The organism is Stenotrophomonas sp. GL_101 (genome assembly GCF_057835675.1).
Genome location: NZ_CM174432.1, coordinates 982976 through 996879, shown reverse-complemented (window position 1 = coordinate 996879; position 13904 = coordinate 982976). Strand labels below are relative to the sequence as shown.

Below are 13904 nucleotides of genomic sequence, written 5' to 3'. Positions count from 1 at the left end.
TTCGCCCCACGTGCCAGCCATGCTAACCGATGTACTGCGACAGGCCCTTCGCAGCGCCCAGGACCAGGTCAACGGGCTGGTGCTGGGCAAGGCCCACGAAGTGCGGCTGGCGTTCGTCGCGCTGCTGTCCGGCGGCCACCTGTTGATTGAAGACCTGCCCGGCCTGGGCAAGACCACGCTGGCCCACGCGATGGCCTCCAGCCTCGGGCTGCGCTTCCAACGCGTGCAGTTCACGTCCGATCTGCTGCCCGCAGATGTGCTCGGCGTCTCGGTTTACGACGCGGGCAGCCGCCAGTTCCAGTTCCATCCGGGCCCGGTGTTCACCCACGTGCTGCTGGCCGACGAAATCAACCGCGCGCCGCCACGTACGCAGAGTGCGCTGCTCGAAGCCATGGCCGAGCAGCAGGTCACGCTGGACGGGATGACCCATCCATTGCCCGACCCGTTCTTCGTGATCGCCACGCAGAACCCGGTGGATCTGTCGGGCACCTTCCCGCTCCCCGATTCGCAGCTGGACCGGTTCCTGCTGCGGCTGGCGCTGGGTTACCCCAATGCCGAATCCGAACGCGAGCTGTTGCGCGGCACCGACCGTCGCCACCTGATTGCCCAGGCCAGCGCGCGTCTGGATGAAACCCAGGTACGCAGCCTGCGCGAGGCGGTCGGCCAGGTCCATGCGAGCGATGCGCTGGTGCACTACGTACAGGCGCTGCTCACCCGCAGCCGCCAGCATGCCGGCGTGCGCGTGGGATTGTCGCCGCGCGCCGGGCTGGCGCTGCTGCGCGCGGCCAAGGCGCATGCGCTGCTGCTGGGCCGTGCGCACGTGGTGCCCGAAGACGTGCAGACGTTGTTCGTTGCGGTCGCCGGCCATCGCCTGGTCGCCGAGGCGGAAGCGGGCAACGGCCCGGCACTGGCCCGGGCGATCCTCCAGACCGTGCCGGTGGATTGAGATGCGCCGCGGCTGGGGAGCCCGTTTGAAAGATGCCATGTTGCCGGCCAGTGGCCGGCCCTACACGCGGCCGCGCCAACCCGAACCCTTGCCGCGCCGGCTGGACCGGCGCCGCATCTATGTGCTGCCCACCCGTTTCGGCCTGTTCGTGGCCGCCTTGCTGGGGGCCATGCTGCTGGGCGCACTGAACTACAACAACAACCCGGCGCTGCTGCTGGCCATGCTGCTGGCCACGGTGGCGATCGCCAGCACCATCAGTGCCCACCTGCAGCTGTCGGGCCTGCAGATCGACGCGGTCTCGGCCGAACCGGTGCAGGCCGGCCAACCCATGCGCCTGCGGATCAGCCTGTCGCGCCCGGATGCGCGTGCGCGTCGCGGTCTTGAGCTGCAGCATGCGCAGGACACCGCCTTCGGCCACCTGCTGGACAGCGACCAGATCGAAGTCGACCTGGTCCTGCCCACGGTCCGCCGCGGCTGGCTCGACCTGGAGCGCATCCGCATTTCCACCACGCAACCACTCGGGCTGGTGCGGGCGTGGTCATGGGTGTGGCCGGAGACGCCGCTGCTGGTCTACCCCGCACCGGAACGCCAGCCACCGCCGCTGCCGGAAAGCGGGGGCGATCCGCTGCACACCCGCGTCCATGCCAGCGGCGATGAACTGCACCAGCTGCGCCCGTATCGCGCCGGCGACCCACCCCGCAGCATCGCCTGGAAGCACTCGGCACGCCGCGACACCCTGCTGGTGCGCGAGTACGAAAAGCCGGTCGGGGTGGACGTGCTGCTGGACTGGCGGCAGTTGTCCGGACTGCCCACCGAAGTACGCGTCGCGCGGTTGGCCCGCTGGGTGGAACTGGCCGAGCGCGACGGGCGTCGCTACACGCTGCAGTTGCCCGGGCAACCCGTGCTGGGGCCTGGCAGCGGCAGCGCCCACCACCACCTCTGCCAACGCGCACTGGCGCTGATACCGCATGGCTGACCCCACGCCTTCGCCGTTGAGCCCCAGTGCACGCCACTGGACCCTGGCCAGCGCCGCGCTCGGGCTGGTGCCGCTGCTGCTGCAGTTGCCCGGCCTGCTGGCGATCGGCATCGCGCTGGTCGCCCTGCTGACCGCCCTGGCCTCGCAACAGCGCGTGTTGCCGGCGTCGCTGCGCCTGCTGCTGGTGATCGGCATGCTTGGCGCGATCTACTGGCAGATGGGCGCACGCCCGGGCCGGGATACCGGCTGCGCCTTGCTGGCGGCGATGCTGGCCTTGAAATCCAGCGAACTGCGCAGCCTGCGCGATGCCCGCAGCCTGCTCGGCTTCGCCCTGTTCGCGCCTTTCGCTGCCTTCCTGCTCGACCAGGGGCCGCTGACCATGGGCCTGGCGGTCATGGCCGCGCTGACCGCGCTGTTGGCGCTGCAGCGCCTGGCACATGCCGAGGGCCACGCCCCCAGCCCGCCGATCGGCGGCCAGCTGCGCGGTGTCGCCCGGCTGGTGGGGCTGGGCCTGCCGCTGGCCCTGGCTGGGTTCTGGCTGTTTCCGCGACTGAGCGAGCCGTTGTGGGGCATCCCCGATCGCGCCGTGGGCAAGCCCGGGTTGTCCGATCACATGGAACCGGGGCAGTGGCTGGACCTGATGGCCGATGACGCCCCGGCCCTGCGCGTGCAGTTCTTCGGCGCGACGCCCGCGCCCGAACAGCGCTACTGGCGCGGCCCGGTGATGACCCACTTCGACGGCCGCCGCTGGGAACAGGATCGGTATGCCAGGCAGCGCGCACCCGCCACGGTGACCCGTGCCGGCGCACGCTGGGACTACCAGATCGATTACGAGCCCACCGACCGTCGGCAGCTGGTGGCATTGGACCTGCCCCTGCAGGCGCCCCACGGCAGCAGCCTGGATGCCGATCACAGCCTGCGCAGCGATGCCTCCCTTACCGCGCTGACCCGCTGGCGCCTGCAGTCCTCACCGGCACTTGCCTACCCCGCTCCCCTGCGCCCGTTCGAGCGTCAACAGGCCTTGCAGCTGCCGGAGGGCCTCAACCCGCGCACGGCCTCGCTGGCGCGCCAATGGCGGGCCGATGCCGGCACCGACGATGCGGCGATCGTCGCGCGCGCGCTGGAATGGATCCGCAGCCGGTTCGCCTACACCCTGGTCACCCCGCTGCCCGGACGCGATGGCGTGGATGAGTTCCTGTTCGACCAGCAGGCCGGTTTCTGCCAGCACTTCAGTTCTTCGTTCGTGGTGCTGATGCGCAATGCCGGCATCCCGGCGCGGGTAGTGACCGGCTTTGCCGGTGGCGTGCACAACCGCTATGGCGATTACTGGGTGGTGCGGCGCATGGACGCCCACGCCTGGGCCGAAGTGTGGCTGCAGGGACGCGGCTGGGTACGCGTGGACCCGACCGCCGCGGTGGCGCCCGAGCGCATCTACGACACCCTGGAAGACCGCCTGCAGCGCGATGCGGCCCCGACCTTCGAAAGCCGCTGGCTGCAGCTCGGCCAGGCCAGCGACTGGCTGCGCCGTGGCTGGAACGACCTGGTGCTGTCCTTCGACGCCAACCGCCAGCAGCAGTTGCTGCGCCCGCTGGGGATCGAAAAACTGGAGCCGACGCAGCTGATTGCCGTTTTCGCGGTCTTCGCGCTGGCCACGCTAGGCTGGATGGCATGGCTGCTGGCCCGCGGCGAGCGCGAGCGCGACCCGTTGCTGCGCGCCTGGCACCGGCTGGGGCGCCGCTACGCCGCGCATGGGCTGGCCCGCGACAGTGCCGAGCCGGCAGGCAGCTGGGCCCGGCGCGTCCACCAGCAGCGCCCCGACCCGGCGCTGGTTTCACTCAGCAGCCGTTTCGTTCTGGCGCGCTACGCTGGCGCTGGCGTCGACCTCACTTCATTATTGCGCGACCTGCGCAGGCATCGCCCGACTTCCGGAGCATCCCCATGAAGATCCAGATATTGCTTCCCCTCGCCGCATCGCTGGCGCTGGCCGCCTGCGCGACCGCGCCCAAGCCGCTGCAAGGCCAGTTCAGCATGGTCAGCCCGCGCGACGCGGTTCCCACCCAGCAGGTGGGCACGCCGGTGCGCTGGGGCGGCCGCATCATCGAGACCAATCCGAGCCAGGGCCAGACCTGCTTCCAGATGATCTCGCGCCCGCTCAACGGCAGCGGCCGGCCCAGCACGACCTCGGCCGATGCCAGCGACGGCCGCTTCATCGCCTGTCGCGCCGGCTTCTACGATCCGGCGGTGTTCGAGGCGGGTCGTGACGTGACCTTCATCGGCAAGATCGCCGGCTACGAGAACACCCGCATCGGCGAGTACGACTACCGCCTGCCGAAGCTGGACGCAGACGTCATCTACCTGTGGCCGGAACAGCGCCAGGTCGATGTGGTGCCGGCGTACCCGTACGGGCCGTGGGGCCCGGGCTGGGGTCCAGGCTGGGGCTATCGCGGCTGGGGCTGGTGGTAACCGGTAGGTAATGATGGCAACCGGTAGGTGCCGACCGTTGGTCGGTACGCGCTGAAGAAAAAACGCCACCTGACGGTGGCGTTTTTTTTGCATTTGACCCGTCCTGAATTGAGTTGACACCTTTTCCCACAGGAAGAGGAATGTTCAATGAATTCAACAATCAGGCGCAGCCAGCGGGATTACTCGCTGGCCTTCAAGTTGTCGGTGGTGGACCAGGTCGAGCGTGGGGAGCTGACCTACAAGCAGGCCCAGGAGCGCTACGGAATCCAAGGACGGAGCACCGTGCTGTCGTGGCTTCGGCGACATGGTCGGCAAGACTGGTCAGGTGGGGCATCATCTGCCCCCATGACCACAGCTCCCAAGTCCGGAACGGCCAAGCCGCTGACACCGGAACAACAGATCAAAGTCCTGCAGGTTCAGCTGCGGGAGGCGACCGAGAAGGCGCAGCTTTTCGAGGCCATCGTGGATGTGCTCAAGGAAGACTACGGGGTGCGCATCGTAAAAAAGCCTTCCGGCAAGTCCTCACGCAAAGGCGCCTCCAAGGCGTAAGCGTGGCAAGGGCTTGCCGCCATTTTGGTATCAGTCGCCAAGCGTACTATCAGGCAGGCCATCGTCAGCAGCGGCAACTGGCCGACGGTGCTCGGGCGCTCGCGCTGGTAGGTGGCTATCGAGCGCGCCAGCCGCGCATCGGCACGCGCAAGCTGCATCATCTGATTGGACCGACGCTTCAAGCATCGGGAGTGGCAATGGGGCGCGACCGTCTGTTTGGCGTCCTTCGTGATGCCCGGCTGCTGGTCCCCATGCGGCGGGCGTACCACAAGACGACCGACAGCCATCACCGCTTCCGGCGGCACCCCAATCTTCTCAAGCCCGGCGAAGGGCGCGTGGTACCGACCGGCAGTGAGCAGGTCTGGGTAGCCGACATTACCTACCTGCCCACGCAGGGGAAATTTGTATACCTGAGCCTGATTACCGATGTGTGGTCGCGCAGGATCGTGGGCTGGAGCGTGCACGACACCCTGCAGACCGAACAGGTCGCCCAAGCACTGCAGATGGCGCTGAAGGAACGAAAAACGCGGCAGCAGCTGATCCATCACTCCGACCGGGGCATCCAGTACTGCTCGGACTACTACCAGAAGATCCACGCCAGGCATGGGGTGACCTGCTCGATGACCGATGGCTACGACTGCTACCAGAATGCGCTGGCCGAACGGGTAAATGGGATATTGAAGGGCGAGTTCCTGCTGCACCGGCCCCGGGACCTGCTGCAGGCACGCCAGATGGTCGCCGAGTCGGTGGGGATCTATAACGCCGAGCGGCCGCACCTGTCGCTTAAAATGCAAACGCCCGATGCGGTGCATCGGGCGTCTCTGGCCGCCTGACGGCGGCCAGATCATCCGCCACAGGTGTCAACCTATGGCAGGACGGGTCAATTGCGCAGCCTCAGCCGTTCGCCGTACCGAAATGCCCCAGCGGCGCGCCGGCCAGCAGATGCAGGTGAATGTGGAACACGGTCTGGCCGGCGTGCTCGCGGCAGTTCATGACGATGCGATAGCCTTCCTGGGCGAAGCCCTGTTCGCGTGCGTACCCGGCAGCGGCCAGCGCCAGCTTGCCGATCAGGTGCGCCTGCGAGGGCTGCAGGTCATCCAGGGTCGGGATCGCCTCGTTCTTTGGAATGAACAGGACGTGCACCGGCGCCTGCGGCGCGATGTCCTTGAAGCCCAGCACCTCGTCGTCTTCGTAGACGATGGTGGCCGGGATTTCGCGGCGGATGATCTTGCCGAACAGGGTGTCTTGGCTCATGGGGCACCTCTTGGAACAGGGCCATGGAGAGTAGCGCGGATGCGTTCCCGGTTTCGGTCGGTGCCGCGCAATCGTGTGGGGTCATTCCTGGATTTCGGTGCGGGTGCCGAAGGCGTGCGACAGCGTGCCGCGATCCACGTACTCCAGCTCGCCCCCCAGCGGCAGGCCCTGCGCCAACCGGCTGGGGCGCACCTTGTGCGCGCGTGCCAGCTGCGCCAGGTAATGCGCGGTGGCTTCGCCTTCAACCGTCGCGCTGGTGGCGATGATCAGCTCCTGCACCTCGCCCTGCTTCAGGCGTGCCTCCAGCTGGTCCAGGCCGAGCTCGCGCGGGCCGATGCCATCCAGCGGCGACAACCGTCCCTGCAGCACGAAGTACACCCCGCGGAATCCGGTGGCGTGTTCGATCGCCAGCCGGTCGGCCGGCGACTCCACCGCGCACAACTGCTGCCGCTCGCGGCTGCCGTTGGCGCACACCGCACAGAGGTCGCTCTCGCTGAAATCGCGGCACTGCTCACAGTGGCCGATGCGCTCGATGGCCTTGGCCAGCACCTCGGCCAGCTTCTGCCCACCCTCGCGTTGACGTTCCAGCACGTGGTAAGCCATGCGCTGGGCGGTCTTCTGGCCGACCCCGGGCAGTACCCGGAAGGCCTCGATCAATTGTTCGAGCAGGGGCAGGCTCATGGCAGTGCGCTCATCTCAGAAACAAGCACGCCAAGCCCGGAGGCTTCGCGACAGGGTGCTGCAACACCGGGCAGACCCGGTACAGGCGCCACTCAGAACGGCAGCTTCATGCCCGGCGGCAGCTGCATGCCGGCGGTGGCCGAGCCCATGCGGGTCTTCGACTCGGCATCGATCTTGTTGGAGGCATCGTTGAAAGCGGCCGCGACCAGGTCTTCGGTCATTTCCGCATCGGACAGCACCGACGGATCGATACGCACCTTGCGGCACTCCTTGGCGCCGGTCAGGGTCACGCTGACCATGCCGCCACCGGCGCTGCCGGTGACTTCCAGCTTGGCGATTTCTTCCTGGGCCTTCTGCAGGTTTTCCTGCATTTTCTGGGCCTGCTGCATCATTTGGGCGATATTGCCGCGCATGTTTCTTTACTCATCAAAGGGACGGATGGAATCGGTGACGACCCGCGCGCCATGCTGCTGCACCAGCAGCTGCACGTCGGGGTCGGCCAGGAAGGCCGCTTCGGCCGCCTGTTGGCGTTCGCCGCGTTGGCGGTCGGCACGCTGGTGCAGGGTTTCGGCGCCGGTGTTGCCCTGTTCGATCACGATCTGCGGGACCTGCCCCAACGGCCCGGACAGGGCCTCGGTCAGCGCGGCCAGCGAACGGTCCGAACACAGGTATTCAAATCCGGGCGATACCGCCAGTTTCAAGAGGCCGTGCTGGAAACCGATGAACGCCGCGTGCGCCGCCAGCTGGCGCGACGGGCCGGTGAGCTGGCTCTGGGTGACCAGCTCCAGCCAGGCTTCGGCCGAGGTCAGGGCAATCCGCGCGCCCGTAGGAGCAGCTCCTGCAGCAGCGGCGACCGGGGCAATGCTGATGCCCTGCGGACGCGTGGCCTGGGCCGGTGCGGAAGGCACCACCGCCGGGCGGGCCGGCGCGGCCTCCCAGGGGGCCACCATGGCTGCATCCGGGCTGGCCATTTCCGCCGCCAGGGCCTCGTCACGATCCACGGCATCGGGCTGGTGCCACGGTGGCGGATCGTTCTCCGGCGTTGGTGCCGCCACGGGCGGCGGCAGGGGCTTGGGCACCTCGGTAACGGCCGCGGCCACGACCGGCACTGCTGCGACGGGTGTCTCCACGACGGACGCCGCCACGGGGGCCGCGGCAGCAGCCGTAGCCGCTGCGGCGGCCCTGCCACTGCCTTGGGCCGCAGGGCCGGCGCCGGGAGTGACCTCCGTCCCCGCGCCCGGATCGCGCGGGACCGGCGGCACCGCCGCGGCCGGACGGAAAGCCAGCATGCGCAGCACGGCCATTTCAAAGCCCGCGCGCGGGCTCGGCGCCAGATGCAGGTCGCGGCGCCCGCTGAGCGCCATCTGGTACCAGAGCTGGACCACTTCCGGGCGCAGGCGCTGGGCAAAGGCGGCAGCATCGATGCCCTCGCCTTCGGCCGGGGCGCCCGGCACCAGCTGCTGCACCTGGATGCGGTGCAGGGCCTCGGCCAGCGCGTCCAGCACGCCGCTCCAGTCCGGTGAGAACTCGGCCAGCGCCGCCACCACCTGCAGCAGGCGCACGCCATCGCCATCGGCCAGCGCGTCCAGCATGGCCGCCACCTGGGTGCGGTCGACGGTGCCCAGCATGGTGCGCACCACGTCTTCACGCAGCGCGCCGCCGGCATAGGCGATGGCCTGGTCCAGCAGCGACAGGCCATCACGCAGGCTGCCATCGGCGGCCTTGGCCAGCTGCACGATCGCACTCGGGTCGGACTCGATCTCCTCGGCGGCCAGGATCCGGGTCATCTGGCCCTGGATCTGGTCCTCGTCGAGGCGCTTGAGGTTGAACTGCAGGCAGCGCGACAGCACCGTCACCGGCAGCTTCTGCGGGTCGGTGGTGGCGAGCAGGAACTTCACGTGCTCCGGCGGCTCTTCCAGGGTCTTCAGCAGCGCGTTGAACGCCGCCTTGGAGAGCATGTGCACTTCGTCGATCAGGTAAACCTTGTACTTGCCACGCGAGGGCATGTACTGGGCGTTCTCGATCACCTCGCGGACGTCATCCACGCCGGTGTTGGACGCCGCATCGATTTCCAGCAGGTCGATGTAGCGCCCGGAATCGATATCCAGGCAGGCCGGGCACTGGCCGCACGGGTCGGCGCTGGTGCCCTGCTCGCAATTCAGCGATTTGGCGAAAATACGCGCGATGGTGGTCTTGCCGACCCCGCGGGTACCGGTAAACAGGAATGCATGGTGCACCCGGCCGCTGTCCAGCGCATTGCTGAGCGCACGGACCACGTGTTCCTGGCCCACCAGCTCGGCAAAACGCTTCGGACGCCACTTGCGGGCAAGGACGAGATAGGACATCAGGCCACCGTCTTCATCAGAGCGTCCATTGTGCCACGCCTGTCCAGCCCCCCTGCCCACCGCGTCGTACCGCTTGTGCGAATGCAATTCCCCCGCTAGAATCTGCGCCCCTGCAGCGGGTTATCGCAGCAGGTCCGGAGAGGTGTCCGAGCGGTTGAAGGAGCACGCCTGGAAAGTGTGTAAGCGTCTAAACCGCGCTTCGGGGGTTCGAATCCCCCTCTCTCCGCCAGATTAAGCAAACCCCTGTTTACGCAGGGGTTTTTGCTTTTCTGGGGTGACTGGATGCAGGGCACAAACCGGGACACATCTCTCGATGCCCATCCCCCACCATCTTGTTCGCTCGCCCTCTGGTCCCTGGTCGTTCCGGCAACGGGTTCCCACCGACCTTCAATGCCTGATTGGCCGACGCATCTTCAAGCCACCGTAAGCTCCCCCGTCAAGCAGACATTTCTAAAGTAGAGCTTCTGGTGTGAGCGGTACGGTACTCGACGGGGCTCATGCCGCTGAGCGAGTCATGTGGACGAATCTCGTTGTAATCGATCATCCACCAATGCGCTGCCTCACGTACGTCCTCAAGGCGTGCGAAGAGGTGCTGGTCCAGCACTTCCTCACGGAACGTGCGGTTGAAGCGTTCGATGAAGGCGTTCTGGTTGGGCTTTCCAGGTTGGATGTATCGCAGCGCCACGCCGCCGAGTTTGGCCCACTGGGTAAATGCTTCGCCCAGGAACTCAGGGCCATTGTCCGACCGTAGAACCTGCGGTAATCCGTGATCACGTTTGAGCTGCTCGAACACGCGCACCAAGCGACCAGAGTTGAGTGATGTATCCACCTCGATATGCAGCACCTCGCGGTTGAAGTCGTCGACCACATTGAACGTTCGGAATCGTTTGCCACAGGCCAACGCGTCACTCATGAAGTCCATGGACCAGACGGTATCTGGCTGCCTGGGAACATACAGCGGCACCCGCTCGCGCTTTGGCAGACGGCGCTTGGCCGCTCTTCTCAGGTTGAGCTTCATCGCCTTGTATACCCGATAGATCCGCTTCGGATTCCAGTCCCGTCGCTTCTTGCGTAGTTGATCGCTGCACTTCCAGAAACCTCGACTGGGCCGCTCCTCGACCAGCTTGGCCAATGCCGAGATCAACTCCGCATCGCGCACGGTCCAGTCCAGTGGCGGCGCATACCAGGCCGCACGAGACAAACCCACATAACCGCAGGACCGGCTCAGGGGGCGCGCGTGCACCTCGGTGAGGAAACGCACTGCCTCACGCTTCTGACCCGGCCCTACAGTTTTTTTGCGATCAGGTCCTTCAGCGCCGCGTTGTCCAGCGCCATTTCCGCATACATGCGTTTGAGCTTGGCGTTCTCAGCTTCGAGGTCCTTGACTCGACGAAGCTCGGACGCCTCAAGCCCGCCGTACTTGCTCTTCCACTGGTAATACGTCGCCGTGCTGATGCCGGCCTGGCGACATAGATCCTTCACCGCAAGCCCGGCATCGCCCTGCTTGAGGATCGTGATGATCTGCGTCTCGGTGAATCTTGATGTGCGCATGCAACCTCCTGGCTGGTTAAAGATGCCAGAAAGCTCTACTTATCGGGTGTCTGGCTGCCGGGGGAGCTTACGAAGGGCTCGCTTCGCGCGCCACCTGCACTCCCTTGGCATCGCATCAGGTGGAATGCCAGAGTTGCGCCTCACCTGTGCAGGTCGGCTCGACATCGCAGGCGTGTCCAGGAGCCGAATCACCGAACTGCTGAGGATCGCGGACCCATCCGCGAAATTCTATAAGCAGTTTTTCCACGAAAGCTATCGCAGAAATGAGTTGAAGGGCCTGATGGATAATAGTGCTCCCATGCCCTTTAAATTGCCTCGCTACAGCGCCGAGTAGAAGCTCTGTCTGGACCTCGCAGCAAAATGAGCCGCAGTGGATGCGGAGACGATAAGTTCCACTCCACAAAGCGTGAACCCCTAGCGGCCTTGAAGAGCAGCCAGGGGTGCTGGGAGCAATCCGTCTTCAGCTGATCTGCTGCGCCGGACCCACGTCAACGATAGGCATTTTGCCACCGCAACTGCCGTAACAGCCGCCGCCGATCAGCACGCCACCGCCACCGCCACTACCACCGCCACCGCCACCGCCGTTCGAGCCGACCGACTGGGAAGCCTTCTGTGCCATTTCTTCAGCTGAGCTGTCGCATGGCTTCTCAATGTAGATATTGGCCGCTCCAGTAATCATCATCATCTTGAATGAATATGCGACGTACCCGTGAAACGCATTTGCCCGCCAGTTCGCCGAGCCGACAAGCTTTTCAGCCGCCCCATCCAGCCTTTTCATGAAGGCCGCGTTCGCGGGGTTGCTGTAATCGGTGGCTTTAGGCATATCAGCCATCGTGACTTTCAGCGGTGCCATAGGCGGCATCGGAAGAACCTCACAGGCAAGCGCCACACCGACAACTGCTCCAAGACCGATGACGGAAAGCGAAATTTTCTTACTTATCTTCATGAATCCATTCTCTTCTGTGTTGATCCGTTTGCTCTTCAAGAGTGACCTATCGGCCGCGGGATGAACTCCGCAGGTGCGCCGTATTTGTCGAAGTAGAGCTTGTTCATCGTTTCATTCAACCGCAAAGCTTCTGCCTCTCCCAGCAGACGCTGCTCCGGAGTCAGCGGCGTGGTCATCATCACCTCCCGCCCTATCGCGGCGCGCAAGTCCCCACGCATTTCACTGACCCGCGAAACTGCATAGGCAGCCACGGGGTCGCCGTTTCTGCTTCCAGCTTGATAAGAGGCCAACAACTGGAGCGCGAACAAATTGCCGTCAACGCCGGCTTCCACCAGGCGCTCCTGAGCCTTGGAGTCCGTTCTCAATAGTCTTCCGTCAAGCATCGCGCCCGCAACGGCATCACCGGCAGCTGCCGCTTCTCGCAATCTTTCATTGGGAGCAGCAGTGTATGTTTCCCACTGCCTGATGTTCGGGTAACCATGCAGGTCAAGCCACTGCTGCTCAGCCTCGCTCTCTGCAAAACCCGGGTCATCCTCGAAATCCATGCCTGCGCGCGTAAGCGGCACTTCCGGGAATGGATGACGATGGGCTGAAAGAGGCTGGCGCGGGGACCCTGCTGCAGCCGAATCGGCGGCCTGAAGCTTGGCACCAGCTTGTCCGGGCGCGGGACTTGAATCGCCTGCTTCACTTCGCTTGGCGGGTCTCACGCTATCCCCCAGCTGCGTCCACCCCACAGCGGCCAAGCCAATCACAGCAACAGCAGCAACACCGATGACTTTGAGATTCATGCAGTCCTTTACATAGCACTAAAAATTCCGCGAGCAATGCTGATGCAGTATCCGCAGCATGTCAAGAAGAGCCCCCGAAAATCGAGATGCCACGGCCCTGCTCCCCTGACCGAAATTGGATGAGCAAGCTAGCCTCTTATGCGGCGTGAAACGGATCGATCACCCGACCTATCGAGGTTCCTGTCCGGAATCGCGCTGCCGCATATCTTTGCCTCATCCATCTGACCGCGTTGAATCGCCCCGGCTTCTGTACACACCCCGAAGCCTCATTTTTATTGCTGCTTTTCGAACTCTACCGGAGACAACCCGTTGTTATGTCCTTGCTGTCGCCTGGTGTTGTAGAACATCTCGATGTAGTTGAAGACGTCGAACTTCGCTTCTTCGCGAGTCACGTAGATCCTGCGCTTGATGCGCTCGCGTTTGAGGAGTTGAAATAAGCTCTCAGCGACCGCGTTGTCGTGACAGTTGCCGCGCCGGCTCATGCTGCTGACGATTCCATGTGCTTTCAAGAAATCTTGCCAGTCGCGCCCAGTGAACTGCGTGCTTTGATCCGAATGCACCAGCAGCCCCGCAGGCGGCTTGCGTCGCCCATAGCGGCCCTTCATTTCCCGCAACGGTGTAGGCGGTCCCACGCTGGAACTTGGCTGACGAGAAAAGCAGCTCCCAGCGTGAATCCACGGGGCAGGCCATCAACCAGCATCAAACATCTACGCCGAAGACACACAGGGCCACAGTTCTGCACCCCTCAATCCGGCGCTCCTGATGACCGCGGCGACCTTGGCGCTGACAATCATTGCGTTTGCCGACTGATGCTCTACACCGAAGCGCTGAACGCTGTGGAAGAGCGGAACTTCCGGGGGAAGTATCGGCGCGGGGAAGAAGCCCCGATCGTGCCAGGAATAGCGCTCTCTCCCGCACTGTCCACAGCGGATTCCTTCTACCCCTTCCAGGGACAGCGGGACTGCGGGCCCTAAATCAAGCTGAATGACGTCGTCCAGCGTCTTGCCCTTGCTGTCCTCCACGGGGAGCCGAGCAATGCCCAAGCCGGAAAGATGCTCCGACCAGACAGAGGTCTGCATGAAGCACGCCTCCTCTACCCAGTGCAGCTTCAAAAAAGCATTCCTCCCCCACCTGAGCGTGCTTTTTACCCTAAAGGGCGCCACTTGGACTGCACCCTCCCCGCATTTGGAACACCAGTTGCTCAGGTCGTGGGTCCGCTCTCGAAAGGAAAAATTCTGCTCTGGCTGTGGATAGCCGCTGGCATGAACGACCTGAAGCGCACAGTGATCAGCACCAGCAACCTCGGCAGGCGTGAACTCGGTGGTGACGGTCGTCATACCGTCCCACGAGCGGATCAGGCTGCAAGCCTCGCTCCATCCTGGGGCACCCTCAACGGCATGACTTA

Annotated in this window: 13 protein-coding genes, 1 tRNA gene and 1 pseudogene; 6 read left to right on the top strand and 9 right to left on the bottom strand. The window is 64.9% G+C overall.

The features are described 5' to 3' along the window. Positions 1-19: 19 nt before the first annotated feature. From AC3IR9_RS04580 to AC3IR9_RS04560, 5 genes are all read left to right on the top strand, one after another. Complete coding sequence (locus tag AC3IR9_RS04580) at positions 20-946, top strand: AAA family ATPase (protein WP_489294311.1); 927 nt, start codon at positions 20-22, stop codon at positions 944-946. Positions 947-983: 37 nt separating this feature from the next. Then, positions 984-1922 (top strand): DUF58 domain-containing protein, encoded by a 939-nt coding sequence (locus tag AC3IR9_RS04575; protein ID WP_489294309.1) that lies wholly within the window; start codon positions 984-986, stop codon positions 1920-1922. Then, complete coding sequence (locus AC3IR9_RS04570) at positions 1915-3864, top strand: transglutaminase TgpA family protein (RefSeq protein WP_489294307.1); 1950 nt, start codon at positions 1915-1917, stop codon at positions 3862-3864. Before AC3IR9_RS04575 ends, AC3IR9_RS04570 begins: the two co-directional genes overlap by 8 nt. Beyond that, positions 3861-4385, top strand: coding sequence for a Slp family lipoprotein (locus tag AC3IR9_RS04565; RefSeq protein WP_489294305.1), 525 nt, complete (start codon positions 3861-3863; stop codon positions 4383-4385). Before AC3IR9_RS04570 ends, AC3IR9_RS04565 begins: the two co-directional genes overlap by 4 nt. Positions 4386-4532: 147 nt before the next feature. Beyond that, positions 4533-5767, top strand: a protein-coding gene (locus AC3IR9_RS04560; protein ID WP_489291031.1) for an IS3 family transposase whose coding sequence is annotated in 2 segments (ribosomal slippage) — positions 4533-4884 and positions 4884-5767 — 1236 coding nt in all. Because the reading frame shifts where the segments join, the coding sequence is not laid out codon by codon here. Between the two features lie 61 nt (positions 5768-5828). On the opposite strand, the gene AC3IR9_RS04555 is transcribed toward AC3IR9_RS04560, so the two are convergent. The 4 genes from AC3IR9_RS04555 to dnaX all read right to left on the bottom strand — a co-directional run bounded on the left by AC3IR9_RS04555 (position 5829) and on the right by dnaX (position 9214). Then, complete coding sequence (locus AC3IR9_RS04555; RefSeq protein ID WP_489294304.1) at positions 5829-6188, bottom strand: histidine triad nucleotide-binding protein; 360 nt, start codon at positions 6186-6188, stop codon at positions 5829-5831. An 81-nt stretch (positions 6189-6269) separates the two neighbouring features. After that, positions 6270-6869 carry a recombination mediator RecR gene (gene recR / locus AC3IR9_RS04550; RefSeq protein WP_489294302.1) on the bottom strand — a complete coding sequence of 200 codons (600 nt, stop codon included), beginning with the start codon at positions 6867-6869 and terminating at the stop codon, positions 6270-6272. 92 nt (positions 6870-6961) lie between these two features. Then, positions 6962-7282 (bottom strand): YbaB/EbfC family nucleoid-associated protein, encoded by a 321-nt coding sequence (locus tag AC3IR9_RS04545; protein WP_489294300.1) that lies wholly within the window; start codon positions 7280-7282, stop codon positions 6962-6964. A gap of 6 nt (positions 7283-7288) precedes the next feature. Further along, positions 7289-9214, bottom strand: coding sequence for a DNA polymerase III subunit gamma/tau (dnaX, locus tag AC3IR9_RS04540; RefSeq protein ID WP_489294298.1), 1926 nt, complete (start codon positions 9212-9214; stop codon positions 7289-7291). A 136-nt stretch (positions 9215-9350) separates the two neighbouring features. On the opposite strand from dnaX, the gene AC3IR9_RS04535 reads away from it, so the two are divergent. Next, positions 9351-9443 (top strand) — tRNA-Ser (locus AC3IR9_RS04535). A gap of 207 nt (positions 9444-9650) precedes the next feature. On the opposite strand, the gene AC3IR9_RS04530 is transcribed toward AC3IR9_RS04535, so the two are convergent. From AC3IR9_RS04530 to AC3IR9_RS04510, 5 genes and pseudogenes are all read right to left on the bottom strand, one after another. Further along, positions 9651-10765, bottom strand: a protein-coding gene (locus AC3IR9_RS04530; RefSeq protein ID WP_489292866.1) for an IS3 family transposase whose coding sequence is annotated in 2 segments (ribosomal slippage) — positions 9651-10513 and positions 10513-10765 — 1116 coding nt in all. Because the reading frame shifts where the segments join, the coding sequence is not laid out codon by codon here. 460 nt (positions 10766-11225) lie between these two features. Next, complete coding sequence (locus AC3IR9_RS04525) at positions 11226-11711, bottom strand: hypothetical protein (RefSeq protein ID WP_489294296.1); 486 nt, start codon at positions 11709-11711, stop codon at positions 11226-11228. 35 nt (positions 11712-11746) lie between these two features. After that, positions 11747-12499 (bottom strand): hypothetical protein, encoded by a 753-nt coding sequence (locus AC3IR9_RS04520; protein WP_489294294.1) that lies wholly within the window; start codon positions 12497-12499, stop codon positions 11747-11749. A gap of 272 nt (positions 12500-12771) precedes the next feature. Next, positions 12772-13086, bottom strand: a pseudogene (locus AC3IR9_RS04515) (IS3 family transposase); the annotation flags it as partial. 120 nt (positions 13087-13206) lie between these two features. Further along, positions 13207-13836, bottom strand: a complete 630-nt coding sequence (locus tag AC3IR9_RS04510; RefSeq protein WP_489294292.1) for a hypothetical protein — start codon at positions 13834-13836, stop codon at positions 13207-13209. Positions 13837-13904 lie beyond the last annotated feature (68 nt).